The 25,096-nt window shown below is 65.2% G+C and carries 26 protein-coding genes; 14 read left to right on the forward strand and 12 right to left on the reverse strand.

Going from position 1 to position 25,096, the window contains the following annotated elements; genetic code table 11:
- Nucleotides 1-26: 26 nt before the first annotated feature.
- A complete protein-coding gene (locus Q0319_RS15145; RefSeq protein ID WP_296468123.1) occupies nucleotides 27-1,454 on the reverse strand; it encodes an NAD-dependent succinate-semialdehyde dehydrogenase in 1,428 nt (475 codons plus the stop codon).
- A 251-nt stretch (nucleotides 1,455-1,705) separates the two neighbouring features.
- Here Q0319_RS15145 and Q0319_RS15150 point away from each other — a divergent pair, with 251 nt between their 5' ends.
- The 8 genes from Q0319_RS15150 (at nucleotide 1,706) to Q0319_RS15185 (ending at nucleotide 7,919) form a co-directional block, all read left to right on the forward strand.
- Complete coding sequence (locus Q0319_RS15150) at nucleotides 1,706-2,692, forward strand: XdhC family protein (protein ID WP_299453988.1); 987 nt, start codon at nucleotides 1,706-1,708, stop codon at nucleotides 2,690-2,692.
- Nucleotides 2,693-2,729: 37 nt separating this feature from the next.
- Nucleotides 2,730-3,530 carry a sulfurtransferase gene (locus tag Q0319_RS15155; protein ID WP_296468127.1) on the forward strand — a complete coding sequence of 267 codons (801 nt, stop codon included), beginning with the start codon at nucleotides 2,730-2,732 and terminating at the stop codon, nucleotides 3,528-3,530.
- 109 nt (nucleotides 3,531-3,639) lie between these two features.
- The gene (gene ribBA / locus Q0319_RS15160; protein ID WP_296468129.1) at nucleotides 3,640-4,830 is read left to right on the forward strand and encodes a bifunctional 3,4-dihydroxy-2-butanone-4-phosphate synthase/GTP cyclohydrolase II; all 1,191 of its coding nucleotides are present in this window, start codon (nucleotides 3,640-3,642) and stop codon (nucleotides 4,828-4,830) included.
- Entirely contained in the window at nucleotides 4,827-5,360 is a 534-nt protein-coding gene (gene ribH / locus Q0319_RS15165; protein ID WP_296468131.1) for a 6,7-dimethyl-8-ribityllumazine synthase, read from the forward strand. Before ribBA ends, ribH begins: the two co-directional genes overlap by 4 nt.
- On the forward strand, nucleotides 5,353-5,820 hold the full coding sequence (nusB, locus tag Q0319_RS15170; protein WP_299453993.1) for a transcription antitermination factor NusB: 468 nt from the start codon (nucleotides 5,353-5,355) through the stop codon (nucleotides 5,818-5,820). The genes ribH and nusB overlap by 8 nt, the downstream gene beginning before the upstream one ends.
- Before the next feature lie 60 nt (nucleotides 5,821-5,880).
- Entirely contained in the window at nucleotides 5,881-6,852 is a 972-nt protein-coding gene (gene thiL, locus Q0319_RS15175) for a thiamine-phosphate kinase (protein WP_299453996.1), read from the forward strand.
- A gap of 59 nt (nucleotides 6,853-6,911) precedes the next feature.
- On the forward strand, nucleotides 6,912-7,373 hold the full coding sequence (locus Q0319_RS15180; protein ID WP_296468149.1) for a phosphatidylglycerophosphatase A: 462 nt from the start codon (nucleotides 6,912-6,914) through the stop codon (nucleotides 7,371-7,373).
- Between the two features lie 93 nt (nucleotides 7,374-7,466).
- Entirely contained in the window at nucleotides 7,467-7,919 is a 453-nt protein-coding gene (locus Q0319_RS15185) for a CinA family protein (protein ID WP_296468151.1), read from the forward strand.
- 25 nt (nucleotides 7,920-7,944) lie between these two features.
- Here Q0319_RS15185 and gcvA read toward each other — a convergent pair whose 3' ends face one another.
- Entirely contained in the window at nucleotides 7,945-8,862 is a 918-nt protein-coding gene (gene gcvA, locus Q0319_RS15190) for a transcriptional regulator GcvA (RefSeq protein WP_296468138.1), read from the reverse strand.
- A gap of 121 nt (nucleotides 8,863-8,983) precedes the next feature.
- On the opposite strand from gcvA, the gene Q0319_RS15195 reads away from it, so the two are divergent.
- Nucleotides 8,984-9,706 carry an RraA family protein gene (locus Q0319_RS15195; protein ID WP_296468140.1) on the forward strand — a complete coding sequence of 241 codons (723 nt, stop codon included), beginning with the start codon at nucleotides 8,984-8,986 and terminating at the stop codon, nucleotides 9,704-9,706.
- 63 nt (nucleotides 9,707-9,769) lie between these two features.
- On the opposite strand, the gene pyrF is transcribed toward Q0319_RS15195, so the two are convergent.
- The gene (gene pyrF / locus Q0319_RS15200) at nucleotides 9,770-10,597 is read right to left on the reverse strand and encodes an orotidine-5'-phosphate decarboxylase (RefSeq protein WP_296468142.1); all 828 of its coding nucleotides are present in this window, start codon (nucleotides 10,595-10,597) and stop codon (nucleotides 9,770-9,772) included.
- Between the two features lie 82 nt (nucleotides 10,598-10,679).
- Nucleotides 10,680-11,072 carry a diacylglycerol kinase gene (locus Q0319_RS15205; RefSeq protein ID WP_296468144.1) on the reverse strand — a complete coding sequence of 131 codons (393 nt, stop codon included), beginning with the start codon at nucleotides 11,070-11,072 and terminating at the stop codon, nucleotides 10,680-10,682.
- Between the two features lie 151 nt (nucleotides 11,073-11,223).
- On the opposite strand from Q0319_RS15205, the gene Q0319_RS15210 reads away from it, so the two are divergent.
- On the forward strand, nucleotides 11,224-12,204 hold the full coding sequence (locus Q0319_RS15210; RefSeq protein ID WP_296468146.1) for a tripartite tricarboxylate transporter substrate binding protein: 981 nt from the start codon (nucleotides 11,224-11,226) through the stop codon (nucleotides 12,202-12,204).
- 86 nt (nucleotides 12,205-12,290) lie between these two features.
- Here the strand turns inward: Q0319_RS15210 and groL are convergent, their stop codons facing one another.
- Nucleotides 12,291-13,937, reverse strand: a complete 1,647-nt coding sequence (gene groL, locus Q0319_RS15215; RefSeq protein WP_296466356.1) for a chaperonin GroEL — start codon at nucleotides 13,935-13,937, stop codon at nucleotides 12,291-12,293.
- Between the two features lie 61 nt (nucleotides 13,938-13,998).
- Nucleotides 13,999-14,286 carry a co-chaperone GroES gene (groES, locus tag Q0319_RS15220; protein ID WP_296466359.1) on the reverse strand — a complete coding sequence of 96 codons (288 nt, stop codon included), beginning with the start codon at nucleotides 14,284-14,286 and terminating at the stop codon, nucleotides 13,999-14,001.
- A 495-nt stretch (nucleotides 14,287-14,781) separates the two neighbouring features.
- Between groES and Q0319_RS15225 the strand changes: the two genes are divergently transcribed.
- Both Q0319_RS15225 and Q0319_RS15230 read left to right on the forward strand, forming a co-directional pair.
- Nucleotides 14,782-15,768, forward strand: coding sequence for a tripartite tricarboxylate transporter substrate binding protein (locus Q0319_RS15225; protein ID WP_296466362.1), 987 nt, complete (start codon nucleotides 14,782-14,784; stop codon nucleotides 15,766-15,768).
- A gap of 1 nt (nucleotide 15,769) precedes the next feature.
- Nucleotides 15,770-16,486 (forward strand): alpha/beta hydrolase, encoded by a 717-nt coding sequence (locus Q0319_RS15230; RefSeq protein ID WP_299454006.1) that lies wholly within the window; start codon nucleotides 15,770-15,772, stop codon nucleotides 16,484-16,486.
- A 39-nt stretch (nucleotides 16,487-16,525) separates the two neighbouring features.
- On the opposite strand, the gene Q0319_RS15235 is transcribed toward Q0319_RS15230, so the two are convergent.
- Nucleotides 16,526-17,458: a LysR family transcriptional regulator gene (locus Q0319_RS15235; RefSeq protein WP_299454010.1), complete on the reverse strand. Its 933-nt coding sequence runs from the start codon at nucleotides 17,456-17,458 to the stop codon at nucleotides 16,526-16,528.
- Nucleotides 17,459-17,573: 115 nt separating this feature from the next.
- Here Q0319_RS15235 and Q0319_RS15240 point away from each other — a divergent pair, with 115 nt between their 5' ends.
- Together Q0319_RS15240 and Q0319_RS15245 are read left to right on the forward strand one after the other, a co-directional pair.
- On the forward strand, nucleotides 17,574-18,548 hold the full coding sequence (locus Q0319_RS15240) for a tripartite tricarboxylate transporter substrate binding protein (RefSeq protein WP_299454014.1): 975 nt from the start codon (nucleotides 17,574-17,576) through the stop codon (nucleotides 18,546-18,548).
- 50 nt (nucleotides 18,549-18,598) lie between these two features.
- Entirely contained in the window at nucleotides 18,599-19,123 is a 525-nt protein-coding gene (locus tag Q0319_RS15245; RefSeq protein WP_299454017.1) for a heme-binding protein, read from the forward strand.
- A gap of 185 nt (nucleotides 19,124-19,308) precedes the next feature.
- Here Q0319_RS15245 and Q0319_RS15250 read toward each other — a convergent pair whose 3' ends face one another.
- The 5 genes from Q0319_RS15250 to mdoH all read right to left on the reverse strand — a co-directional run bounded on the left by Q0319_RS15250 (nucleotide 19,309) and on the right by mdoH (nucleotide 25,094).
- Nucleotides 19,309-20,064, reverse strand: coding sequence for an SDR family oxidoreductase (locus Q0319_RS15250; RefSeq protein ID WP_299454020.1), 756 nt, complete (start codon nucleotides 20,062-20,064; stop codon nucleotides 19,309-19,311).
- A 178-nt stretch (nucleotides 20,065-20,242) separates the two neighbouring features.
- Nucleotides 20,243-20,884, reverse strand: a complete 642-nt coding sequence (gene pcaG, locus Q0319_RS15255; protein ID WP_296466369.1) for a protocatechuate 3,4-dioxygenase subunit alpha — start codon at nucleotides 20,882-20,884, stop codon at nucleotides 20,243-20,245.
- A gap of 14 nt (nucleotides 20,885-20,898) precedes the next feature.
- On the reverse strand, nucleotides 20,899-21,633 hold the full coding sequence (gene pcaH, locus Q0319_RS15260) for a protocatechuate 3,4-dioxygenase subunit beta (RefSeq protein WP_296466371.1): 735 nt from the start codon (nucleotides 21,631-21,633) through the stop codon (nucleotides 20,899-20,901).
- 124 nt (nucleotides 21,634-21,757) lie between these two features.
- Complete coding sequence (locus Q0319_RS15265) at nucleotides 21,758-22,705, reverse strand: LysR substrate-binding domain-containing protein (protein ID WP_296466374.1); 948 nt, start codon at nucleotides 22,703-22,705, stop codon at nucleotides 21,758-21,760.
- Nucleotides 22,706-22,790: 85 nt separating this feature from the next.
- On the reverse strand, nucleotides 22,791-25,094 hold the full coding sequence (mdoH, locus tag Q0319_RS15270; protein ID WP_296466377.1) for a glucans biosynthesis glucosyltransferase MdoH: 2,304 nt from the start codon (nucleotides 25,092-25,094) through the stop codon (nucleotides 22,791-22,793).
- Between the last annotated feature and the right edge of the window lie 2 nt (nucleotides 25,095-25,096).

A 25,096-nucleotide genomic window follows, 5' to 3' on the forward strand; every position in this document is an offset into this window, starting at 1 on the left:
GGCCCCGCGAATCGGCGTAGCTGCCGTCAGATCTGCGTGATGAACTTGGTGGTCAGGTAGCCGTCGAAGGACTCGATCCCGCCTTCGCTGCCTATGCCGGAGTCTTTCACGCCGCCGAACGGGGTTTCGGGAAGCGCGACGCCGAAGTGGTTGATGTTGACCATGCCGGCCTCCAGGCCATTGGAGACTGCGGTCGCCGTCTTCAGCGAATTGGTGAACACGTAGGAGGCGAGGCCGTACGGCAGGCTGTTGGCGCGCTTGAGTACCTCTTCGATGGTCTTGAACCGGGTGACGGGCGCCACGGGGCCGAAGGGCTCTTCGGTCATCAGCTTGGAGTCGTCCGGGATGTCGGTGACGACGGCCGGCGCGAAGAAGTAGCCTTTTTCGCCGATGCGGGAGCCGCCCGTCACGACGCGGGCACCGCGTTGGTTGGCGTCGTCCAGGAACATCTGCATGGCCATCAGGCGACGCTCGTGGGCGAGGGGCCCCATCTCGGTGCCTTGGACCAAGCCGTCGCCGATCTTGATCGACGAAATGGCGTCGGTGAAGCGGGCCAGGAATTTGTCGTAGGCCTTCTCTTGGACGTAGAAGCGCGTCGGCGAGATGCACACCTGGCCAGCGTTGCGGACCTTGAGGCGGGCCAGCATTTCGGCGGCCGGTTCGATGTCGGCATCGTCGAATACCAACACGGGGGAGTGTCCGCCCAGTTCCATCGTGACGCGTTTCATGTGCGCCCCGGCCATCGCGGCCAGCTGTTTGCCGACGGGCACGGAGCCGGTGAAGGAGATCTTCCGGACGATGGGCGACTGGATGAGATGGGTCGAGATTTCGCTCGGCACGCCCCATACGATGTTGAATACACCGGGGGGCAGGCCTGCGTCATGGAATAGCTGGGCCAGCGCGACCACGGCGCTCGGGGTGTCTTCGGGCCCTTTCAGGATGATGGTGCAGCCCGCGCCGATGGCGGCCGCGGCCTTGCGAATGGCTTGGTTGAACGGGAAGTTCCACGGCGTGAAGGCCGCGCACACGCCCACCGGTTCGCGCACGACGAATTGGCGCACCGCGGGATTGCGCGGGGGAATGACGCGGCCGTAGATGCGGCGGCATTCTTCGGCGTGCCAGTCGGCGTGCTCGGAGCAGGTCATGACTTCGGCGACAGCTTCGGCCAGAGGCTTGCCTTGGTCGAGGGTGATGTTGCGGCCGATTTCCTGCGCCCGCTCGCGCGCGAGCTCGCCGACCTTGCGCAGGATGCGGGAGCGCTCCATGGGCGAGGTCTTCTTCCAGCTTTCGAAGGCACGCTGCGCTGCCGCTAGGGCACGGTCGAGGTCTTCGGGCGTGGCGTGCGGCAGCTTGCCAAGGACTTCCTGGGTAGCCGGGTTGATGACGTCCTGTTCGCGACGACCGCCGCCTTTGATGAATTCACCGTCAATGTAGAGGGCGAGGTCTTGGTACATACATCTCCTCCTGAGAGCGGCAGCCTGGGCAGGCGCCGGAAAAGGGATAACAAACTGCGAAAAATCTTTCCTTGCCGAAGGTGTAACGCAAAAGACTAGCACGCTGCGGGGCGCCGGGGCATTGGGGGCGGCCTCTAGCCTTCTTGTCCGGTCGGCCCGGCCGGGCTTTCCAGGTGGCCGGCGAAACGGCCCACGGCTCCCCCGTTGCACTATCATGGCGTTCTGCGAACGAAGTGGAGTGGCAACGAGCAATGGACAACGTCGATCTGGATGTCCTGCGGCGCCTGGCCCAATGGCGGCGCGAGGGTCACAAGGCGGTGTTGGGCACGGTGACCCGCACCTGGGGTTCCGCCCCCCGGCCCATTGGCGCGATGGTCGCCGTGCGCGATGACGGCGTCATCGCGGGGTCGGTGTCGGGCGGCTGTATCGAAGACGATCTCTCGGACAAGGCACGCGCCGGCGCATGGTCCGGGCCGGCGCCGCACGTCGTGCGCTATGGGGTGTCGGCGGAGGAGGCCAACCGCTTCGGCTTGCCCTGCGGCGGCACGTTGGAGCTGGTTCTCGAGCCGGTCGGCGAGCACAGCGGCCTGGACCAGTTGCTGGAGGAGCTGGGCGCGGGGAACCGTGTGTTGCGCCGGCTCGATCTTGCCACCGGCGCAGCCACGCTGGAGCCGGCGGGCGATCGCGCCGATACGCTGGAGCTGACCGACAAAGAGCTGGTCGCCACGCACGGGCCGAGCTGGCGCCTGTTGATCATCGGGGCGGGCCAGTTGTCCCAATATTTGGCGCAGATGGCGCTCGCGCTCAACTACGAGGTCATCGTCTGCGATCCGCGCGAGGAGTACACCCAGGGATGGGAAGTGCCGGGCGCGAAACTGGTGACCACCATGCCCGACGACACCGTGGTCGAAATGCGCCCGGACCGGCATACCGCCATCGTCGCACTCACGCATGATCCCAAGCTCGATGACCTCGCCCTGCTCGAAGCCCTGAAGTCCGAGGCCTTTTACGTCGGTGCCATCGGTTCGCGCGCCAACCAGAAGAAGCGCCGCGAACGGCTGCTGGATTTCGACCTTACGCCTGAAGACCTGGCCCGGCTGCACGGTCCGGTGGGGTTGCGCATCGGCGCCCGCACGCCGCCGGAGATCGCCGTCGCGATCTTGGCCCACATGACGGCCGAGCGCTACGGCTATCGCAAGCTGGAGTTCGCGGAGCCGGCCGCCGCCGCGACGGCGTAAACTAGCGGGCTTTGCCGTTTCTACTCACTGGATTGCCGTGCCCGCCGTCGTCAACATCGCCGCTTACCGCTTTATCTCGCTCGAGGACCTGCCCGCCTTGCGGCAGGCGGTGCGGGAGCGCGCAGATGCCTGCGGCCTGAAGGGCACGGTATTGCTTGCCCCCGAAGGCATCAATCTGTTCTTGGCCGGCACGCGCGCCGGCATCGACGCCTGGCTCGATTGGCTTCGCAACGGGCCGGCCTTCGGCGGCAGGCTTGCCGACATCGAGGTCAAGGAAAGCCTGTCCGAGCATGTGCCTTTCCGCAAGCTGCTGGTCAAGATCAAACGCGAAATCATTCGCATGAATCACCCGACGATCCGGCCTGAAGCCGGCCGGGCGCCGGCCGTCGACGCGCGCACGTTGGCGCGATGGTTGCGGCAAGGGCGGGACGACGCGGGCAATGAAGTCGTGATGCTCGATACGCGCAATGCCTTCGAGGTCGACGAAGGTACGTTCGAAGGGGCCATCGATTGGCGGATTTCTCGCTTTTCGGAGTTTCCCGAGGCGGTGCAAGCGCATCGCGCGGAGCTGGAGGGCAAGACCGTCGTGAGCTTCTGCACAGGGGGCATTCGCTGCGAAAAGGCGGCGATCTACATGGCCGAAGCGGGCATCGAACGCATTTACCAGCTCGACGGCGGGATCCTCAAATACTTCGAGGAGGTCGGCGGCGAAAAATTCCGGGGTAGTTGCTTCGTTTTCGACGGACGCGAAGCGTTGGATCCCGAGCTGAGGCCCAGGCTGGATCGCCCGGCGGAGGCTGCCGACGCGCAGGGCGCATCGGATCGACGCTCCAGCTGACGGGCCGGCGGGCTTTCCGTCCCATCCGGGTAAAATACCTGGTTTCCCCGTAGCGGCCGTTCTGCAGGCCGCCACGGTAAGGTTTTTAATCCAGCGCCGGACGACCGTCATGTCTGCATTTGCTTCTCCCGATTCCGCCGCTTCCGGCCCCAGCCCCATCTCGTCGATTCCCGAAATCGTGGCTGAGCTGCGGGCAGGCCGCATGGTTATCTTGGTCGATGAGGAAGACCGTGAGAACGAGGGTGACCTGGTCATGGCCGCGGAGTTCGTGACGCCGGAAGCCATCAATTTCATGGCCCGCTACGGGCGCGGCCTGATCTGCCTGACGCTCACCGAGGAACGCTGCCGGCAGCTGAACCTGCCGCTGATGGTCGCCGCCAACGGCACCAAGCACGGCACGAATTTCACGGTATCGATCGAAGCCGCCCAAGGCGTGACGACCGGGATCTCCGCTGCCGACCGCGCCCGCACCATCCAGGCGGCCGTGGCGCGCGACGCCAAGCCGTCGGACCTAGTCCAGCCCGGCCACATCTTCCCGCTCAAGGCCGCTCGCGGCGGCGTGCTGGCACGCGCCGGACATACCGAGGCCGGCTGCGACCTGACGGCGATGGCCGGGCTCACGCCGGCAGCCGTCATCTGCGAGGTGCTCAAGGATGACGGTTCGATGGCACGCCTGCCCGACCTCATCGAGTTTTCCAAGCAGCACAACATCAAGATCGGCACCATTGCCGATCTCATCCAGTACCGCAGTGAACACGAATCGCTCGTCCAGCGCGTGGCAGAGCGCCCGATGCGCACGGCCTGCGGCACTTTCCGGGCGGTGATGTACCGCGATACGCCTAGTGGCGCGCCGCACCTGGCGTTGGTCCACGGGGTGATCCATCCCGACCGCGAGACGCTGGTGCGCGTGCACGAGCCCACCTCGCTCCTGGACGTGTTGGAGGTCGGCAAGAGCACGCACAGCTGGAGTGTGTCTAGCGCGCTGGAAGCCATTTCCCAGGCTGAGGCCGGGGTGGTGATCCTGCTCAATTGCGATGGTGCGTCCTCCGATCTCGTGGCGGAGTTCCAGCAACTGATCGAGCAGGACCGCACCGGCGAAACCTGCGGCCCGGCCGCACCCCGCATGGATCTGCGCACTTACGGCATAGGCGCGCAAATCCTGAAAGACCTGAACGTCGGCAACATGAAGTTGCTGGCGCGCCCGGTCCGCATGCCTAGCATGACCGGTTTTTCCCTGACCGTGACCGGTTACGACGCCGGCCATGAACAACCCACCACCAAGGACGGCGCCCAATCATGAATCCCTATACCATGACCCCCGATCTGAACGGCGAAGGGCTGCATATCTGTATCGTGCGCTCTCGCTTCAACGAGAACATCGGCGAACAGGAATTACAAGCCTGCCTGGAGGAGCTGGGCAAACTGGGCGTGGATGAACGCGACATCATGGTGGTCTCCGTGCCTGGCGCGCTGGAGCTGGGCGTGACGCTCGCCCAACTGGCCCACACCGGCGAGTTCGATGCGCTGATCGCGCTCGGCGCGGTGATCCGCGGCGAAACCTACCACTTTGAAGTGGTCAGCAATGAAAGCGCCGCCGCCATCACGCGCGTTTCGCTCGAGACGGGCATACCCATCGCCAACGGCGTGCTCACCACCGACACCGAGGAGCAGGCGCTGGAGCGTGCCGCCACCAAGGGCCGCGATTGCGCGCAGGCCGCGGTGGAAATGGCCAACCTGCTTGCCGCTCTCGAACCCGAAGAAGACGACGAGGACTTCGACGAAGACGAGGACGACGAAGACCTGGACGATGAGGAAAACGGGGATGACTGAAGCACACCGCCAAGCCGGGCGCAGCGCCCGACGCCGTGCGCGGGAGATTGCCCTGCAGGGCGTCTATGAATGGCTGCTCAAGGGCGCCGACGCAGGCGAGATGGGAGAGATCGACGCCCACATGCAGGATTCCGAGGGCTTCTCCGAAGCGGACCTCGCCCACTATAAGGCGCTGCTGTACGGGGCGGCGCGCGATGCCAATGCGCTGCGCGAGCGCTTCGCGCCTTTCCTGGATCGCCAGGTTGCCGAACTTTCGCCGGTCGAACACGGCATTTTGCTGATCGGCGCCTATGAGCTGGTCAACCACATTGAGATCCCCTACAAGGTCGTCATCAATGAGGCGGTGGAGCTGGCCAAGTCGTTCGGTGGCACTGACGGCTTCAAGTTCGTCAATGGCGTGCTGGACAAGCTCGCGGCCGTGGTGCGGGCCGAGGAAGTCCAGGCAGCCCGCCGCAGCTGACCGCGAGGCGCGGATGCATTCCGCCGCACGCCTGCTTCGCGTGTTTTCCCCGGAGATGTGATGGCAGGCGGCGAATTCGACCTGATCCGGCGCCATTTCCACCGCGCCGCACCCGACGGCATGTTGGGCGTGGGCGATGATTGTGCCCTGCTGCCCGCGACGGGCGAATCCACCGCCGTCAGCACGGACCTGCTGATCGAGGGGCGCCATTTTTTTCCTGATGTCGATCCCCGGGCACTCGGGCACAAGGCCTTGGCCGTCAACCTTTCTGATTTGGCCGCCATGGGCGCGCGGCCCGTGGCTTTCGTGCTCGGGCTGGCCCTGCCGCGCATCGACGATGCTTGGCTGGCGGCATTCGCGCAGGGGCTTTATGCGCTGGCCGACGCACACGGGTGTGCGCTCGTGGGGGGCGATACGACCCGGGGCCAGGCGGGCGTGACCATCTCGATCACCATTTTCGGCGCCGTAGCCCAGGAGCAGGCCTTGCGCCGTTCGGGGGCGCGGCCTGGCGACGACATCTGGGTGTCCGGCACGTTGGGCGACGCCGATTTGGCGCTGCGCCTGTTGTCGGGCGAATCCGTGCCGGTTGCCGATCCCGCCGCCGCGCTGGCAGCTTCCCGGCAGGCGCTGGAGTGGCCGCAGCCCAGGGTCGCGCTCGGGCTCGCCTTGCGCGGCATCGCGAGCGCGGCCATCGACATCTCGGACGGGCTGCTGCAGGACTTGGGGCATGTCTTGGCCGCAAGCGGCTGTGGCGCCCGTCTCTGTGCCGACGACGTACCCGTATCCCAGGCTTTGGCAGCCTTGCCTCCCGCGTGGCGGTATCGTTGCGCCTTGGGGGGCGGGGACGCTTATGAGCTTTGTTTTACCGCGCCGCCCTCCGCGCGCGAACGGGTCGCCGAGGCGGCCGCGCGAGTGGGAACGGCGGTGACGCGCATAGGGGCCGTGGAGCTTGGGTCCGGGCTGTCCGTGGTGGACGGCAGCGGCGCGCCGCTGCCGGAATTGCCCCGCGCAGGCTTCGATCACTTCGCTTGAATGCCATGACCGATTTCTCTTCCGCCGGCACGGCGCCGGCCAGTCCGAATTTCGCATGGATGCGCGTCCGACTCTCGCGCATCGTCGCCTTTGGCCTGGGGAGCGGCCTGATGCGGCCGGCGCCGGGCACCTGGGGAACGCTCCTTGCGTGGCTGCTGTGGCAGCCCTTGGCCGTAGTGTTGGCGCCGCTGCACCAGGCCGTGTTCCTGTTGGCCGCTTTTGTGCTGGGCGTGTGGGCGTGCCACCGCACTGGGCGCGACCTGGGCGTGCCCGACCACGGCGGAATGGTATGGGACGAAATGGTGGCGTTCTGGACAGTGCTGTGGCTGATTCCCGGCTCGGCCGTGGCCCAGGCTTTCGGTTTTCTGCTCTTTCGCTTGTTCGACATCCTCAAGCCGCCTCCGATCGGCTATTTCGACCGCAAGCTCAAGAACGGGCTGGGCGTCATGTGGGACGATCTCATCGCGGCGTTCTATACATTGCTTGCGTTTGCGCTGTACTACCGCTTCATGGGCGGCTGAAGTCCGCTCCGCACGACCGGAGGTTCCATGTTCGACGAAGACTCCCTCGCGCTGTCCGCCGAAGTCGGACGTTTCCTGCAGGCAAGACAATTGATGCTGGCGTCGGCCGAGTCATGCACGGGCGGGCTGGTGGCCGGCCTGGTGACGGCCATCGCAGGATCGAGCGCCTGGTTCGACCGCGGCTTCGTCACCTACACCAATGCCGCCAAGATGGCGCAGCTCGGCGTGCACGAAGCGACGCTCGCGGCGCACGGTGCAGTCAGTGAAGAGACGGCGGCCGAAATGGCGGCAGGCGCCTTGCGCGCGGCGGGCGCGCAGGTTGCGGTTTCTACCACCGGCATTGCGGGGCCGGGAGGCGCTACGCCGGGCAAGCCGGTGGGCATGGTGTGCTTCGGCTGGGCCTGGGGCGACCCGGCGCATCCTGAAGTCAGGACCGCTACCCACCTGCTTGAAGGGGACCGCACCTCCGTTCGCATGCAATCCGTGCACATCGCGTTGCGGGGCGTCTTGGAGAGGGTGGGTGGCGCCGGCGGGCGCGGGGCTTAGCCAGCCCCCTTGCACGGCTGGCCTGTCATTGCCTGAGCGCCGCGCGGCGCGCCTCGTCGGCCTGGGCTTCCGCCAGGATCCAGTCCCGGAAGGTGCTCAGGTGGGCGTCGTCTTCCAGCCTCTCCGGGTAAACCAGATAAAAGGCGTTGTCGATCGGCACGCGCGGCCCGAACGGCGCGACCAGCCTGCCCACAGCCAGATCTTCCGCCACCAGCGCATGCTGCCCCATCGCAACGCCCAGGCCTTCCAGCGCCGCCTGGTACGCAAGACTCACGCTCTCGAAAGTCAGTCCCCGATCGGGGTCGACGTCGCCGGCGCCGGCGGCCTCGAGCCAGATGCGCCAGTACTCCGGCCGGGCCACCGATTGCAGCAAGGTGTGGCGGGCGAGGTCGCGCGGCGTTTTCAGTGGCGTCGGCCCGCTGAGCAGCCGGGGGCTGCATACAGGCAGCAACTCGATGCCGACCAGGTGGCGTGAAATGACGCCCGGCCAATCGCCCCGCCCCATGCGAATGGCGACGTCTGCATCGTGCACAGAGAAATCCACGGGCTTGAGCGACGTCGTGAAGATCGCGTCGCGCCCCGGGTGGGCGGCATGGAAGGCGGGCAGCCGCGGCACGAGCCAGCGCATGGCGAAGGTCATGGGGCACCAGACGTGCAGCGGCCGTTCGCGCACGCCTTGCATGGCCCGCAGGGTGGATGCGGCGATGCGGTCGAAGACATCGCTCAAGTCGTTCAGGTAACGCTGGCCCACCGGCGTCAGGCGCACTTCGCGATTGACCCGCTCGAATAGCCGGGCGCCGAGGAATTTCTCGAGCACCATGACCTGGCGGCTCACCGCGCCGGGGGTGACGTGCAGTTCGCGGGCGGCGCGGGTAAAGCTCTGGTGGCGCGCCGCGGCCTCGAACGTGCGCAGGGGATTCAGCGGGGGCAGGCGAGGGCGCATGATGGATGAATAAAAGTCAATGATATTGACTATAAATCGATTGATGCCGCCCGGGAATGCGATGAGAATTTTTCAATCATTGTCCCGGCCGCCAGGGGCCGCATTCCACAGGAGACACCGCATGACCAAGACGCTGTTGGGCAAGATCGCCCCAGAACGCGTAAAAAGCCTCGACATCGAACGTCCGCCGAAGGATCTGATCGACGGTTTCAAGGCGCTCGGCGATGCCACCGGCATCGTCTCAGACGTCATGGACAACCTCGGCATCGTCGGCGCGCTGCCCGGCTCGCGCCTCAAGCCCACCATTCCCGGGGCCACCATCGTCGGGCCGGCCCTCACCCTGCGCAACACCGTGCTGACGGGGCATCCGACCGACAATGCGCGTGCCTATCGCAACGGCATGGCCGAGATCGAAGCCCACAACATCGCGGAAGACGGCGACGTGCTCGTGATCGAAGGCGTGCCGGGGGTCTCCAACATGGGCGGCATTTCGGCCCAGGTGGCCAAGCGCCAGGGCGAGATCGGCGCCATCGTGTCGGGCGGCGTGCGCGACATTGCGCATTCGCGTCGCGTCGGCTTCCCGGTGTGGGCGACCGAAGTCTCGCCCATCACGGGCAAGTGGCGCATCGAGACCATCGAAATCAACGGCCCGGTGCAGATCGAGGGAATACGCGTGAACCCCGGCGATATCGTCGTTGCTGACGACACCGGCGTGTGCTTCATTCCCAAGGAACGCGCACGCGAAGTGCTGGAACTTTCGCGCAAGCGGGCGGCCGCGGAAGATGCGCGCTGCGAGGCGATCGATCGCGGCGTGCCGATCATCGACTTGCCTTCTGCGACTTAAGCCCGCATCGGTTTGCGGGGGCGTGCCCCGCCATGCCGTGGTCGCTCTCGGCCGATCCGGCGCTTAGCCCGGCTTGACGCGATAGCGATTGATCGCGTCGCGCGTGTCGCGGGCCGCGCGTGCCGCGGCCTCGAGCCAGTCGTCGCCGTTGCCGGCGTAGAGGATGGCGCGCGACGAGTTGATCATCATGCCCGTTCCGGCTGCATTGCAGCCGGCTTCCACCGTGGCCTTCACGTCACCGCCCTGGGCACCGATCCCGGGCACCAAAAGCGGCATGTCGCCTCCGATCCGGGCACGCACCGCAGCTAGCTCGGCGGGGTAGGTGGCGCCGACCACCAGGCCGAGCTGGCCGTGCCGGTTCCATTTGTCTGCGACCAGGCCGGCTACGCGCAGATAAAGCGGCTCGCCACCGGTCTCGAGGAATTGAAGGTCTGAGCCGCCGGGGTTGGAGGTGCGGCAGAGCACGATGACGCCCCGGTCAGGCCAGGCGAAGTAAGGCTCGATCGAATCCCAGCCCATGTAGGGGCTGACGGTGACGGCGTCAGCGCCATAGCGTTCGAAGGCCTCGATGGCGTATTGCTCGGCCGTGGAACCGATGTCGCCACGCTTGGCGTCCAGGACCAGCGGGATGTCCGGATGGTGTTCCTTGATGTGACGGCACAGCGCCTCGAGCTGATCTTCGGCGCCGCGCGCCGCGAAGTACGCGACCTGGGGCTTGAAGGCGCACACGTAGGGGGCGGTAACGTCGACGATGGCGCGGCAGAAGTCGAAGATGCGATCGGCGCGTCCGCGCAGCTCGGCGGGGAAACGGGAAGGGTCCGGGTCCAGGCCGACGGTCAGCAAGGAGTCGGATGCAGCCCAGGCCTGCGTGAGTTTGCGGGTGAAAGACATGATGAGACGGGACGGAATCGAGCCGCCATTGTAGGATCAACCGCGGCTTCGCGCGAAACGGGGCGCCGCCCGGCCGCGCGCATTAGGCTGCCCATCGTCCCGCCAGGACGTACACCCAGAGGCCACCCGAAAAGAGCAGTGCCAGCAAGACGGCCGCGCTGCCCAGGTCTTTCGCCCGCCCAAGCAGCGGGTGGGCTTCGACCGATATGGCGTCGGCCAAGGCCTCCACCGCCGAGTTCAGCAGCTCCGCCACCAGCACGAGTAGCATGCTAAAGAGCAGCAAGAGGGTTTCCGAGGCGTCGCGACCCAACCAGACCGCAGCCGGCACCAAGACGAGCGCGAGCGCGACTTCCTGGCGGAAGGCCGCTTCGTGCCTGAACGCGGCGCCCAGGCCTTGCATCGAATAGCGCCAGGCGCGGAGGATGCGCCGCAGGCCACCGGCGCTCTTATAAGGGGAGTGCTGTCGATCAGTCATGGGAGCGAGCCAGGAAGGAAGCGCGCAGGATACCGCCAAACGCGTCGGCGGCGCAGCCTTGGGGTTTGCAACAATGGTCGGCGCCGCGGGGCGATGTTGACATAGATCCCGCAATAACGCCTTTCCAAGCGAATGATAAGGAGACGGAGTCATGAAGCACTTTTCGTCGCCGGCCCGGGCCGCCTGCCTGGCCGGGCTGCTTTCTGCGGCATTGGCCGGTCCCGCCCCGGCAGCCGAGTTTCCCGAGCGATCAGTACGCATCGTGGTCGGCTTTTCGGCGGGGGGGACGACCGACGTCGCTGCACGGATCATCGCCAAGGAATTGAGCGATGACCTTGGCCAGAGCTTCGTGGTCGAAAACAAGCCCGGGGCGGGCAGCAACATCGGTGCGGAATCGGTGGCTCGCGCCAAGCCGGACGGCTACACGCTCTACATGGTGGCCGTGACGAGCGCGATCAACCAGACGCTGTACAAGAACCTGAGCTTCGACATCGTCAAGGATTTCTCGCCCGTTGCCCTCGTCATCAAGGTTCCCAACATCCTCGTGGTGAATCCTTCCCTGCCCGTCAAGAGCGTGCAGGAGCTGGTGGCCTACTTGAAGGCCAATCCTGGCAAAGTGTCCTTCGCTTCGTCCGGCAGCGGCACGTCCATCCACATGGCGGGCGAACTGTTCAAGCTGCGGACCGGTGCGGACATCGTGCATATTCCCTACAAGGGCAGTGCGCCCGCGATCACCGACCTGATTGGGAACCAGGTGCAACTGATGTTCGACAACATGCCGTCCGCGTGGCCGCACGTCCAGGCCGGCAAGTTGCGGGCCTTGGCGGTCACGACCGCGGAGCGTTCGGCCACGGCCCCCGACCTGCCCACCATGGTCGAATCCGGTTTCGAGAAATTCGACGTCTCGTCGTGGTTCGGCCTGATCGCGCCCGCGGGCACGCCACCAGAAATCGTGTCCAAGCTCAACGCCTCGGTGCTCAAGGCACTGGCCAAGCCTGAGGTGCAGCAGAAGTTCAGGGACCTGGGCGCGATCACCGCCCGCACGACGCCCCAGGAGTTCGGCGACTTCATCAAGAGCGAGGTCGAAACCTGGGCGACGGTGGTCAAGGCCTCCGGCGCCAAGGTTGAATAAGGCGTTTCGGCAATAAAAAAAACCGCGCGGCGTATGCCGCGCGGTTTCCAGGCCGAGGCCGAAGGGGATAGGGTTGCGGGACCCGATTAGAAGTCCATGCCGCCCATGCCACCCATGCCGCCCATGCCGCCGCCGGCGGGAGCAGCAGGTTTGTCTTCGACCAGCTCGACCACCGTGGCTTCCGTGGTCAGCAGCAGCGAAGCAACCGAGGCGGCGTTTTGCAGTGCCGTGCGGGTCACCTTGGTCGGATCCAGCACGCCGCATTCGACCATGTCGCCGTACTCGCCGGTGGCGGCGTTGTAGCCGTAGTTGCCCTTGCCGTTCAGCACGTTGTTGACGATCACGCTGGGCTCCTCGCCGGCGTTGGAGACGATGGTGCGCAGCGGTTCTTCAATGGCACGCAGGACGATCTTGATGCCGGCATCTTGATCGGGGTTGTCGCCCTTGAGGTCCTTGATGGCTTGCTTGGCACGGAGCAGGGCCACGCCACCGCCGGGAACGATGCCTTCTTCCACCGCAGCGCGGGTGGCGTGCAGGGCGTCTTCCACGCGGGCCTTCTTCTCTTTCATTTCGACTTCGGTGGCGGCACCGACCTTGATCACCGCCACGCCACCGGCCAGCTTGGCCACGCGCTCTTGCAGCTTCTCACGGTCGTAATCCGAGGTCGCTTCCTCGATTTGGACGCGGATTTGCTTGACGCGGGCTTCGATGGCCTTGGAGTCGCCAGCGCCGTCGATGATGGTGGTGTTTTCCTTGGCCACTTCGACGCGCTTGGCTTGGCCCAGCTCTTGCAGGGTGGCTTTTTCGAGCGAGAGGCCAGTTTCTTCGGAGATGACGGTGCCGCCCGTGAGGATGGCGATGTCTTCGAGCATGGCCTTGCGACGGTCGCCGAAGCCGGGCGCCTTGACGGCGGTGGTCTTCAGGATGCCGCGGATGTTGTTCACCACGAGGGTGGCCAGGGCTTCGCCGTCCACGTCTTCAGCGATGATCAGCAGCGGGCGGCTGGCCTTGGCGACTTGCTCCAGGATCGGCAGCAGGTCGCGGATGTTGCTGATCTTCTTGTCGTGGATCAGGATGTAGGGGTTGTCCAGCGCCGCGACTTGCTTGTCGGGGTTGTTGATGAAGTAGGGCGACAGGTAGCCGCGGTCGAACTGCATGCCTTCCACGACTTCCAGTTCGTTTTCCAGCGACTTGCCGTCTTCGACGGTGATGACGCCTTCCTTGCCCACTTTTTCCATCGCGTCGGCGATGATCTGGCCGATCGAGCTATCGCTGTTGGCCGAGATGGAGCCGACCTGGGCGATTTCCTTGCTCGACGAGCAGGGCTTGCTCAGCTTCTTCAATTCTTCCACGGCGGCGGCGACGGCCTTGTCGATGCCGCGCTTCAGGTCCATCGGGTTCAGGCCGGCGGTGACGTATTTCTGGCCTTCGTGGACGATGGCCTGGGCCAGCACGGTGGCGGTGGTGGTGCCGTCACCGGCGTTGTCGCTGGTCTTGGAGGCGACTTCCTTGACGAGCTGGGCGCCGAGGTTTTCGAACTTGTCCTTCAGTTCGATTTCCTTGGCCACGGACACGCCGTCCTTGGTGACCGTGGGGGCGCCGAAGGAGCGCTCGAGCACGACGTTGCGGCCCTTGGGACCGAGCGTGACCTTGACGGCGTTGGCGAGGACGTTTACGCCGCGCACGACGCGGGCACGGGCGTCATCCCCGAACTGGACTTGTTTGGCAGCCATTTAAGAAAATTCCTTGGAGTATGGGTTGAACGCTAGGGGATCTTGCAGCGAGCCTCAAGGCTTACTGGATCACCGCCAGGATTTCTTCTTCACGGATGACGAGCAGTTCTTCGCCGTCGACCTTCACGGCTTGGCCGGCATACTTGCCGAACAGCACCTTGTCGCCGACTTTGACGTCGACCGGCAGAACCTTGCCGTCTTCGGTCTTCTTGCCCGGGCCAACGGCCAACACTTCGCCTTGGTCAGGCTTCTCGGCAGCGCTGTCGGGGATGACGATGCCTGAAGCGGTTTTGCGCTCGTTGTCCAGGCGTTTGACGATCACGCGATCGTGCAAGGGACGGAGGGCCATACAAACTCCTGATATTCTCGAAGTTGACGTCTGATTATTGAAAAGAGGCTGGAACGCCGGATTCCGGCCAAGACCCGCGCGAGCGGACGATGCGACAGCCTCGCCGGAATGCCCCCGCGCCGTGGACGGCGTTGTTAGCACTCTCGGCTAGCGAGTGCTAATTATAGGGATGGGTCTAGGGTCTTTCAAGCTGAAGGGCGTAACGAGATCGATCCGGTCGAGCGCGACCACCGTTTTGGCGCGGCGTTCGCGCAGGCTAGGGGTTTACCCGAGCGCAAAGCGCGTCAGGCTTTTTTCGCCGGCGCCCCGGGGGTGCCATCGATGCGATGCCCGCGCCGCGCGGGGTCGGGAATCCGCCGCACCTATCGAGAAATCGGATAACAGAGATTTGGAAACGGGCCTGTATTCCCGGGCCCGGCGGCGTAATAATGGCGCGCGGCTGCCGGCAAGGCTCCGTATTCATGCACGACAAATAGATCGATACAAGGAGACAGCATGGAAGCTTTCCGATTTCGTGCCGCCGTGGGCGCATGCGTGCTGCTTGGCGCTGCTGCGACTGCCCCGGCCGCCGCACAAGATTTCCCCGCGCAGTGCCAGGTCCTGAAAATCATCGTTCCGTATTCTCCCGGGGCGTCCGCGGACCTTGCTGCAAGGGTGGTCGCCGAGCGGCTCGGCACGGCTCTGGGCAAGACCATGGTCGTGGAGAACAAGCCGGGCGCGAGCGGCAACATCGGCACCGAAGAAGTGGCGCGCGCCCGGCCAGACGGTTGTACGCTCTTGATGAACGGAACGGTCATCGCGACGTTCGTGCACAGCTTTCCGAAGCTGGGCTATCACCCGTTCAACGACCTGGTGCCCGTGGGCAGCGTGGGCATCACGCCCACGCTCACGGTGGTGCCGGCCAAGAGCCCGTTCCACAGTTTTTCGGAGCTGGTCGAGGCCGGCAAGGCCAAGCCCGATACCTTGAACTACAGCATCGCAGGCTACGGACTGCAGCAACACTTGGCGATCGAGGAAGTGATGGCGCGCACCGGCGCCCGGTTCGTCTACGTGCCCTATAAAGGCGCGGGCGGCGCCGGCATGACCGACCTGCTTGCCGGGCGCGTGGATTTCGCGAGCTTCCTGGCTGCGACGGTCGCGGGTTTCATCAAGAATGGGCAATTGCGCGCGCTGGCCGTGATGCAGGACAAGCGTTCCCCGCTCTTTCCCGACCTGCCGGCCACCGGCGAACTGGGCTTGAAGGGCCTATACGGCGGCGTGCATTTCTTGTTGTTCGCACCAGCCAAGACGCCCCGGGCGATCGTGGACCGTCTCGATGGTGCGCTGGCGAAAGTGGTCGGCTCGGCCGAGGTCAAGGAACGCTTGGCTGGCGCCGGCATGGAAGCGACCGTGATGTCTTCCGCCCAGATGGCAGCCGAAATGCAAGCGCTGTCTGACGCGCTGGGACCCACGATCAAGCGGCTCGGCATCCGGCTGGAATAGCATGGAGCGACGCACTTATGTGTTGGTGCACGGCGCCTGGCACGGGGGGTGGTGCTGGCGCCGGGTGGCCGACCGCTTGAGGGGCGCCGGCCATGCGGTTTTCACGCCGACCCTCACCGGGTTGGGGGAGCGGCGCCACCTGCTGCACGAAGGGATTACGCTGGACACCTTCGTGCAGGATGTCGCCAACGTGATCGAGGCGGAAGAACTCACCGACGTCTACCTGGTCGGACACAGCTTCGGCGGCCGGGTGGCGTGCGGGGTTGCCGACAGAATGAGGGATTCCGTGCACCGGCTGGTCCTGCTCGATGCGGGCTTGCCGGAGCCGGGCAAAGCGGCGTGGGACGGACTTCCCCCCGCAGTGCGCGAGGCCCGCGTGGCGCAGGCCAAGGCCGCCGGACTGCGCTTTGCCATGCCCGCGCCGCCGGCCGAGGCCTTCGGCGTGGTCGAGCCTCAGGCGGCCGCGTGGCTGGCCCGCCGGCTGACCCCGCATCCGCTGGGGGCGTACACGTCGCCATTGCGCCTGTCGAACCCCCTGGGCAACGGACTCCCCGTCACCTATATACGCTGCACCGCGCCGGCCTACGAGCCGATCGCTGCCAGCGCGGAACACGCGCGAGTCCGGAGCGATTGGGAATACCTCGAGCTCGCTACGGGGCACGACGCCATGGTGACCGCGCCAGAAGTCTTGGCGCAAATGCTGCTGGCGCTGAGCTGAGAACGGGCGCCCTACGCGCGCCGGCATCTTCCGGGCTGGCTAATCGGGTGTTGCATGTGAGCTCGCGCTTGTGCGCAGTCGCCTGATCGAAGGATGATCGAGCACGAAGTCTATGAAAGCCTGCGCGGCGGGTGACACCGCCACGTTGGCCCGATGTACGACCGAAACTTCGCGGTGGACGATTGGATCGACCAGCGCCTTCCATGCGATGACCTGCCTGTTTGCCAGCGCGGTCGCATACCCGGGCACGATGCCGATGCCCAGGCCGGAGGCGACCATGCCCATCAGTGTGCCCACGTATGTGGCTTCGGCCACCGGATCCAGCACCATGCCGGCGGCGTTGTAGCCGCGCTCGGTAAGCTCCCGGAACACGCTGCCGCGGGGGAGGGTCAGCACGTTCTCGTCCTGCAGGCGGCGCCATCTCAGGCGCCGCGCACGCGCTAACGGATGTCCTACCGGAAATATCGCGACTAGGGATTCCTCGAACAAGCGGATGCGATGCAGCTCAGACTCCGTTCGCTTGAAAGTGCCGATGGCGAGGTCGGCGGCGCCATTGCGGACTTGGGGCAGCACTTCATCCGGCAGAGCGTCTTTCAGCATCAGTTCGATGCCGGGATAGCGGCGCCTGAAGTCGGCTATGAGAGGCGGAAGCAGCGTGCCCGACAGCACGAGCGGCGCAGCGACCACCACCCGACCGCGCTGGTGAGCCACCCACTGATCGACGTTGGCAATGGCATGCGCGATGTCGGCCAAGATGCGTTCCGCACTGGCCAAGAACTCCGCTCCGACGGCTGTCACGCTGACACTGCGGGTGGTGCGGTCAACCAACCTCGTGCCCAGGCCGCTTTCCAGCTCGCGAATCAGCATGCTGAGCGCCGATTGTGTGACGTGCATCGCGCCGGCTGCCTTGGTGAAGCTGCCGAGCTGGGCAACCAGGACGAACGCCTGTAGCTGACGTACCGTCAGATTCATGAAATGAGCTGATCTATGGATAAGAAATATTCGTTGGAATTATAAGTTGCGCTCGCGTGTAATACGCCGCAGAACAAGTGAGCAAATGCGCGAATTTCTAGCTCGGGGACACATCATGAACTACGGTAACTGCCTGGCTGCGCTATGCGTGGCCCTATCGGCCTGCATGCCTGCGGCAGCGGAAGCACAAGACAAGTACCCGTCGCAACCGGTGAGGATCGTTGTGGGCTTTCCTCCCGGCAGTTCCACGGACGTCGGCACGCGCATTCTTGCCGGCGAGCTGGGTCGCCAGCTGGGGCAGAGCGTGGTCGTGGAGAACCGGCCGGGCGCCAGCAGCGACATCGCCGCACGAGCGGTCGCCGGTGCCCCGGCAGATGGTTATACGCTTTTCGTCATAACGATCGCCAATGCCATCAATTCCAGCTCGCGCAACCCGGACCTTGTGGACATCGTCAAGAGTTTCGACGTCGTGGGAATGGTTGGCAATGTTCCCAATGTCCTGGTTGCCCACCCCGGGCAGAAGATGCAGTCGGTGGATGACTTGATTGCCGCGGCCAAGGCCAACCCGGGCCGTGTGACGTTCGCCTCATCAGGCAACGGCACTTCGCCTCACCTCGCGGGCGAATTGTTCGCGAACAAGGCAGGGGTGAGCTTGCTGCATGTTCCCTACCGCGGGAGCGCGCCGGCCATGACGGACTTGTTGGGCGGACAAGTCGCCATCATGTTCGCGCCCGCTTCGACGGCCTTGCCGCACATCCAGGCAGGCAAGCTCGTTGCGTTGGCGGCCGCCAGCAAGGCGCGCGTGGCAGCTTTGCCCGACTTGAAGACTTTGTCGGAGCTGGGGCTCAAGGATTTCGATACCTCGGTCTGGTTCGGGCTCGCCGCTCCTGCGGGAACCGGGCAGGACGTGCAGCAGAAACTCTCGGCCGCCATCCAGGCCTCACTCGATTCCCCCGAACTGCGCAAGCAGTTCGCCGCGCAGGGCATCGAACCTTTCAAGGCTGGTTCGGAGGATGCCTCTAAATACGTCCGCGCCGAGGTCGAAAAGTGGGCCGAGGTGATGCAGGCGGCAGGGGTCAAGCTGGAGTAACTCCAGGCCTCAATAATCTTCATTTAGTACTTGGCAGGAGCAAACCAGGCATGGCAAAAATACAGATAGCAGAATGCAGGGAATTCATCCGCGCGGCGGAGGAGAAGGCGCGAGAAATGGGGGTGCCGGTCTCGATCGCCGTCGTCAGCGCTGAGGGGCATCTCATTGCCCTGGAGCGCATGGACGACGCCGGTTTCATCACGCCCGAGACAGCCCGTAGCAAGGCCTATACCGTGGCGGCATTCCGCTCGATGAGTCCGCGGTTCCAGGATGGACTGATCATCCAGCAATGGTTCAAGGAGCGGAACCCCCAGATGCTGATGAACGCGTCGGTCTTTACTGGCGGACAGGTTGTGGCGTCGGGAGGGTGCGCTCCCGTGTTCAAGGGCGACGAAATGGTCGGAGCCTACGGGATAAGCGGCGCGACCTCAAACCAAGATGAGGTCATCGGCCGCTATGCCCGCGAGAAGGTGGGTTGGGCGCACAAACCCGCGACGGACGATACGCCCGAGGACGTGAAAAAGCACATCAATGAAATCTACGCCTCGGTGGGGCTTGGGGACCGAGCGCTCTGAGCGACCGCCGCGGAGCATCAGGGCGTACTTCATCCCGCGGGGAGGCCGGTTGGAGCGGCATCAGGGCCGCATAGACCGGTCGCACCCACTTAGTGATTTAGGATCCCGGTCAGTTCAACTGAATCTTGGCCATGCCAATTTTCTCGCAGAATCGCCTGAGTAGCTTCGGCACCTGCTATGACTACTCAGAAAGCGAAGCGCGACATGCCGCCATCGACCGGTATGACCGCGCCCGTCACGTAGGAGGCGCGCGCCGAGCAGAGGAATACGGCCAAGTTGGCGAGTTCCTCGGCCTCGCCGAAACGGCCGGCGGGGATCTCCTGGCGCGCGAACTCGAGCTCGCTTTCCACGGTGGGATAACGCGCCTTCATCTGTTCGCTGTGGATGCGGCCGGGCTGCAGGCAATTGACGGTGACGTTATCTGCGGCGACCAGGCGCGATAGGCCTTTGGCCCAGACGTGGACGGCGGCCTTGGCGGAGAAGGCAGCGTTGAGGATCTTGGGTTCGGACGTGCCGGTGATGTTGATCACACGCCCCCATTTCTGGCTGCGCATGCCGGGGATGATCGCATGGGTCAACTCCCTCAGGCGGAAGAAGTTGAGCGTCATGCCTTCCATCCATTTGTCGGGCCCGGCATCGAAATCGAGGGGTCGGCTGCCGCCGCCGGCGTTGACCAATATGTCGATGTGGCCGAAGGCCGCGCGCGCCGATTGCTCGATGAGTTCGATCGAGTCTTCCCGGTAGAGGTCGGCCTCGACGACCAGGGGAGCGGGGCCGCCGGCAGCCATGATGTCCTGGGCAAGCGCCTCTAGGAGGGGGCGGCGGCGCGCGACCAGCGCGACGCGGACGCCTTCCATGGCCAGGCCCATGGCAATGGCTTTACCTATTCCTTGGCTGGCCCCCGTGACCACGGCCGTGCGTTCCCGCAATTGCAGATCCATTTTTCCTCCCTGGTGTTGGTGGCGAGATAGTAGTCATCGCCGACGGTCTTGGAAAGAAGAAGGACGTGCGCAAAAAAAGCGCCGCATCGGTGGATGCGGCGCTTTTGGCCTCGCTGCGGGATGGCCGGGAGGGGACGGCTGGGCCGGCTGCGGGCGGGCCCAGCCGCGAGCCCGCGCATCAGACGTCGAAGAACACCGTTTCCTTGCCGCCGTCGGGCGTGTCCTGGATGCGGATGTCGAAGCGGTACACCACCTTGCCGTCGCGTTCTTCGCGCTTGGCAATCAGGGTGTTGCGCCGTACTTCCCACTCGATCCCATTGATGATGGGATCCTTGGCATTGGCTTCTTTCTCGTCTTCGAAGTAGACCCGCGTGTGCAGGCCGATGTTGATGCCGCGGGCGAACAGGACGAGGCAGATGTGGGGCGCCTGCATGGTGCCGGGCTTGGGCCCGGGCACCGGGCCGGGCTTGATGGTCTCGAAGCTGTAGAAGCCAGTCTCGAAATCCGCGCCCGTGCGGCCCCATCCGCGGAAGGTCGGGTCGATGGGCTTGTCTTGCGTGTCGGCCGGGTGGGCATACTTGCCGGCGGCGTTGGCTTGCCAGATTTCGATCAGCACGTCGCGCAGCACGGTGCCGCTGCCATCGAACACCTGGCCCTCGAGGCGGATGCGTTCGCCCTTGGTTTCGGGCTGGACGAGGACGTTGCCGAAATTGTTCTCGAAAATATCGAAGCCGGCCTGCTTGGGAGCGAGGCCGATGTGCACGTACGGGCCGCCCGTCTGGGAGGCCGTCTCGCGGTAGAAGGTGATCTGGGTGCTCATGATCCTGTTCTCCCTCAGACGTTCTCGAACCAAGTCGCGGAGCGGCCGCGCAGCGTGATGTCGAAGCGGTAGCAGCGGCTGTCGAGCGGAATGAAGTTGCCGATGTCCTGCAGCGCGATCAGGCCGCGGATTTGCTCTTCATTCTTGATGGTCTTGAGAATGGGGCAGTGCGGGATGAGCGGATCGCCTTCGAAGTACTGCTGCGTGATCAAGCGCTGCGCCCAGCCGTCGGCCAGGATGGAGAAATGAATGTGCGAAGGCCTCCAATCGTTGAGGCCGTTGCGCCATGGATAGGGGCCCGGCTTGATGGTGCGGAACCAGTAGTAGCCGTTCTCGTCGGTCAGCATGCGTCCGCAGCCGCCGAAATTCGGGTCGAGCGTGCCGATGTAGGTGTCGTTCTTGTGACGGTAGCGGCCGCTGGCGTTGGCTTGCCAGACTTCGATCAGCGCGCCCTTGACCGGGCGGCCGAATTGGTCGCGCACGAAGCCGTGGACGATGATGCGCTCGCCGATGGGCAGGCCGTCCTTGGCGAAATTAGTGATCAAGTCGTTGTCTTTGGGGCCGAGCTCTTCCGGCCGGAACACGGGCGAGGTGATCTCGGATACCGAGGGCGGGTTTGAGATCAGCGCGCGGCGCGGCGAACGCAGGACGCTGGTCTTGTAGCCAGGGGTGTAGGCTGGCGGGTGCGATTCGGGATCGCGCGGGAGGAAAAAGCCCGTCGTCGAGGAAGGCAGAAGGGGATTGCTCATGTCTCTCTACCGTTGGTGGGAATGTTCGCAGCGGAAACTGTAGTCACCGCGGCTGGCGGGGACAAGTGAAGAATGCGCCGGCAAGGTATAACTTGACGGAATATCTTCGGCCAAGGCTACTCGTTCAGGAAGAGGCTCCTTCCAGTCGTTCGCACGCGGCGCGCCAGCGGGCCGCCACTTCCCGTACCACCGCGGCCATGTCGCCCGCCAGCGGCCGGTGGACGGCGGGCTGTGCCTGGGTGAAGAGGCCGATGGCTTCGGTGGCTGCCCCGGGCACCCGGCGCGCGGCCAGGATGCCGTGCTCGACCTCTTGTTTGACGGTGCTGAGCGATGCGAACCAGAGCGCATCGCTGTTCAGCGCAAGGTTGCGGGCGAGGGGGATGGCGAGGGTTTCCAGCCGTTCATGGCTGGCGGCGGGACGGAGCTGGGCGAGGAAACTGTCGGCGGCCTGGTAAATGCTGGTGCCAGGCAGAGGGAGGATGACAGGGTAAGACAGCTCCTGCCATGCGTGCCAGTCGGCCCGGGCCAGGGGGTGTAGGGGGCGCATGGCCACGACCAGCGGTTCGCTCCACAGGGGCTCGAAACGTAGTTCCAGCATATGGTCCGGTTCTGCCAGCCGCCCGACCACGACGTCGAGCTCCCCTTGCCGCAGGCGGCCCAATAGTTCCGGGTTGAGCCCGGTTTCCAGCCGGACGGGGCCGTGGCGCCCGCGCGCACGCCAACTTTGCAAGATTTCCTGTGGCAGCTCCACCGCCAGGGAGGGCAGTACGCCCAGTTTCACCGAGTCGCCTTCCGGATCGCGCGCCTCGCCCAAGGCCATTTCCAGCGCCATGACGCCTTGGCGCGCATGCTGCACGAAGGCCATTCCCGCCGCGGTCAACGCCACGCCATGGCGTTGGCGGACCACCAGCGGCTTGCCGACGATCTCTTCCAGTTCCTTGATGATCTTGCTTACCGCCGGCTGCGTAATGGACAGGAACTCCGCTGCGGCGCGCATGTTGCCGTGCTGCGCCGTGGCGAGCAGGCACCGGATGTGTTGCAGGCGGATGCGGTTGAGCGGCGACGGGGACATGGGAACGAACGTCGGGAAAGCCGTGATGGTACGGCTTTCCCGGCGCGCATGTCAGGCCCGCCGCCCCGAGGTGGCACCCGGTGCTTCAAGCCGCCCGGACTTCGAGCTCCGGCTGCGCCAGCGCCCGGTGGACGCGCCCGAGCACCTCGGGGTCGTCGAGCAGCCGGAGGCGCTGCGCATCGGTGAGGTGCGAGAGGCCCGTCTCGAGCACCTCGTTCGTGAAGCGCGCCCGGGCGTGCTCGATCAGGGGATGCCCCGCCCGGTGGCGGGCGGTCGCACATGCGCGGGCCAGCGCGTTCACCGCGGGATCGGTGAGCGCCTCCATGAAGCCGGGACTGCGGCGCGCCTGGTTGGCTTCGTTATAGCGATCGGTATCGAGCAGCTCGCGTGGCGGCGCGGTTTCTTCCGGAATACAGAACAAACCGTTGGCGAAGGCCCGCCGGCCCAGGCTGACCCGGCTGGAAAGCACGGACAGCGGGATCGCGAGCAGCAAGGATGCCAGGATGGGCAGCATCCACCAGAGGAAGTTGGGGTTCAACCAGGCGACCAGCAGGCCCCAGCACACGCCTAGCAGGGTTTGCAGCCCGTGGCGCTTGACGGCTTCGCCCCACGGCGTTTCGTTGTTGGCGCGGGCGGGCGATTTCCATTGCACTTTCCATCCCAGGAAGGCTGCCACGACGAAACGCGTGTGGAAGAGCATCCGTATGGGCGCGAGCAGCATGGAAAACAGCACTTCGAGCAGCATGGACTTCAGCAGCTTGCCGCCGCCCCGGTAACCCTGCGCGCCTTTTACCCAGGCGAGCAGGACGCTCAGTATCTTGGGCAGGAAGAGCAGCAGGGCCGTGGTCGAGAACAGGGCGATGGCCTCTTCGGGATGCCACTGCGGCCAAATGGGGAATAGCTGATGCGGCGCGACGAAGTATTGCGGCTCGGTGAGCGTGTGCACGGCCAGCAACGCCGTGGACAGGGCGAGGAACAGGAACCATAGCGGTGCCGACAGATACGACATGACGCCGGTCAGGAATACTGCGCGGTGCACGGGGTGCAGGCCGTGGATGAAGAAGAGCCGGAAATTCATCAGGTTGCCCTGGCACCAACGCTGGTCCCGCTGCAGCTCGTCCAATAAATTGGGCGGCAGTTCTTCGTAGCTGCCCGGCAGGTCGTAGGCGATCCAGACGCCCCAGCCGGCGCGCCGCATGAGCGCGGCTTCGACGAAGTCGTGGGAGAGGATGGCGCCGGCGAAGCTGCCCTTGCCGGGCAGGGGAGCGAGCGCGCAATGCTGGATGAAGGGGGCCAGCCGGATGATGGCGTTGTGGCCCCAGTAGTGAGATTCGCCCAGCTGCCAGAAGTGCAGGCCGGCCGTGAACAGGGGGCCGTATACGCGGGTTGCGAACTGCTGCACGCGCGCATAGAGGCTGTCCATGCCGGAGGCGCGCGGCGCGGTTTGGATGATGCCGGCTTCAGGGTTGGTGTCCATCAGCACGACGAGCCGCTTGAGGCATTCGCCGCTCATGACGCTGTCGGCGTCGAGCACCACCATGTAGTCGTACTGGCTGCCCCAGCGGCGGCAGAAGTCGTCGATGTTGCCGCTCTTGCGCTTGACCCGCCGGCGGCGGCGCCTGTAGTGGATGCGGCCGAAGCCTTTGACGGCTTTGCACAGCTCCACCCAGGCGCGCTGTTCTTGCACGCAATGGTCGGGCTTGTAGCTGTCGCTGAGGATGAAGAAATCGAATTTGTCGAGATCGCCGGTGCGCTCGACCGATTCATAGGTTGCCCGCAATCCGGCAAACACCCGGCCCACGTCTTCGTTGCAGATGGGCATGACGATGGCGGTGCGCGTGTTGGGAGAAATGGGCACGCCCTCGGCCACGGTGGCGGAGATGCTGTAGCGGTCCCGGCCGATCAGCAACTGCAGGAAGCCCATCAGCGCCGTCCAGAAGCCAGCCGATACCCAGCAGAACAGCAGTGCGAACAGCAGCAGGATGGCGACTTCCAGCGCTTGTCCGCCCTGGTAGGGCAGCACGGCCTTCATGTACCAGGTAGCGATGGCCGTCTGGCTGAGCACACCCACCAGCAGGATCGAGCGACGCAGCCGTCCCGCGGTTTTCCAGCGCGGCTCGGGCGGACGGGCGAGCCGCTCGGCGCGCCGCTGGTGCAGCCTGCCGCGCATCTTGCGCCACCCGCGCACCAGCGGGTTGGTGACCCACGGCTCGGGGACCATGGAGGTCCGCCGGATGGGTGGCGCCGTCTTGACGCATAGGCGGCCCGCATCGTCGCGGCCGATGACGCCGTACTCCTGGATCTCCGGGCCGTAGGCCTCGATCAAGGCTTGTTCGAGTGCCGCCGCGTCGCTGTCTTGCCCAGGGGCTGGGTTTATCGCTGTTGCCATGG

It is taken from the genome of uncultured Pigmentiphaga sp., assembly GCF_937950555.1.
In the GTDB taxonomy this organism is placed as follows: domain Bacteria; phylum Pseudomonadota; class Gammaproteobacteria; order Burkholderiales; family Burkholderiaceae_B; genus Pigmentiphaga.

Bases quoted from the DNA above. Each gene is read 5' to 3' on its own strand.
- Q0319_RS15145 (WP_296468123.1), bottom strand. From the start codon at position 1,454: ATGTACCAAGACCTCGCCCTCTACATTGACGGTGAATTCATCAAAGGC.
- Q0319_RS15150 (WP_299453988.1), top strand. From the start codon at position 1,706: ATGGACAACGTCGATCTGGATGTCCTGCGGCGCCTGGCCCAATGGCGG.
- ribBA (WP_296468129.1), top strand. From the start codon at position 3,640: ATGTCTGCATTTGCTTCTCCCGATTCCGCCGCTTCCGGCCCCAGCCCC.
- ribH (WP_296468131.1), top strand. From the start codon at position 4,827: ATGAATCCCTATACCATGACCCCCGATCTGAACGGCGAAGGGCTGCAT.
- nusB (WP_299453993.1), top strand. From the start codon at position 5,353: ATGACTGAAGCACACCGCCAAGCCGGGCGCAGCGCCCGACGCCGTGCG.
- thiL (WP_299453996.1), top strand. From the start codon at position 5,881: ATGGCAGGCGGCGAATTCGACCTGATCCGGCGCCATTTCCACCGCGCC.
- Q0319_RS15180 (WP_296468149.1), top strand. From the start codon at position 6,912: ATGCGCGTCCGACTCTCGCGCATCGTCGCCTTTGGCCTGGGGAGCGGC.
- Q0319_RS15185 (WP_296468151.1), top strand. From the start codon at position 7,467: ATGCTGGCGTCGGCCGAGTCATGCACGGGCGGGCTGGTGGCCGGCCTG.
- gcvA (WP_296468138.1), bottom strand. From the start codon at position 8,862: ATGCGCCCTCGCCTGCCCCCGCTGAATCCCCTGCGCACGTTCGAGGCC.
- Q0319_RS15195 (WP_296468140.1), top strand. From the start codon at position 8,984: ATGACCAAGACGCTGTTGGGCAAGATCGCCCCAGAACGCGTAAAAAGC.
- pyrF (WP_296468142.1), bottom strand. From the start codon at position 10,597: ATGTCTTTCACCCGCAAACTCACGCAGGCCTGGGCTGCATCCGACTCC.
- Q0319_RS15205 (WP_296468144.1), bottom strand. From the start codon at position 11,072: ATGACTGATCGACAGCACTCCCCTTATAAGAGCGCCGGTGGCCTGCGG.
- Q0319_RS15210 (WP_296468146.1), top strand. From the start codon at position 11,224: ATGAAGCACTTTTCGTCGCCGGCCCGGGCCGCCTGCCTGGCCGGGCTG.
- groL (WP_296466356.1), bottom strand. From the start codon at position 13,937: ATGGCTGCCAAACAAGTCCAGTTCGGGGATGACGCCCGTGCCCGCGTC.
- groES (WP_296466359.1), bottom strand. From the start codon at position 14,286: ATGGCCCTCCGTCCCTTGCACGATCGCGTGATCGTCAAACGCCTGGAC.
- Q0319_RS15225 (WP_296466362.1), top strand. From the start codon at position 14,782: ATGGAAGCTTTCCGATTTCGTGCCGCCGTGGGCGCATGCGTGCTGCTT.
- Q0319_RS15230 (WP_299454006.1), top strand. From the start codon at position 15,770: ATGGAGCGACGCACTTATGTGTTGGTGCACGGCGCCTGGCACGGGGGG.
- Q0319_RS15235 (WP_299454010.1), bottom strand. From the start codon at position 17,458: ATGAATCTGACGGTACGTCAGCTACAGGCGTTCGTCCTGGTTGCCCAG.
- Q0319_RS15240 (WP_299454014.1), top strand. From the start codon at position 17,574: ATGAACTACGGTAACTGCCTGGCTGCGCTATGCGTGGCCCTATCGGCC.
- Q0319_RS15245 (WP_299454017.1), top strand. From the start codon at position 18,599: ATGGCAAAAATACAGATAGCAGAATGCAGGGAATTCATCCGCGCGGCG.
- Q0319_RS15250 (WP_299454020.1), bottom strand. From the start codon at position 20,064: ATGGATCTGCAATTGCGGGAACGCACGGCCGTGGTCACGGGGGCCAGC.
- pcaG (WP_296466369.1), bottom strand. From the start codon at position 20,884: ATGAGCACCCAGATCACCTTCTACCGCGAGACGGCCTCCCAGACGGGC.
- pcaH (WP_296466371.1), bottom strand. From the start codon at position 21,633: ATGAGCAATCCCCTTCTGCCTTCCTCGACGACGGGCTTTTTCCTCCCG.
- Q0319_RS15265 (WP_296466374.1), bottom strand. From the start codon at position 22,705: ATGTCCCCGTCGCCGCTCAACCGCATCCGCCTGCAACACATCCGGTGC.
- mdoH (WP_296466377.1), bottom strand. From the start codon at position 25,094: ATGGCAACAGCGATAAACCCAGCCCCTGGGCAAGACAGCGACGCGGCG.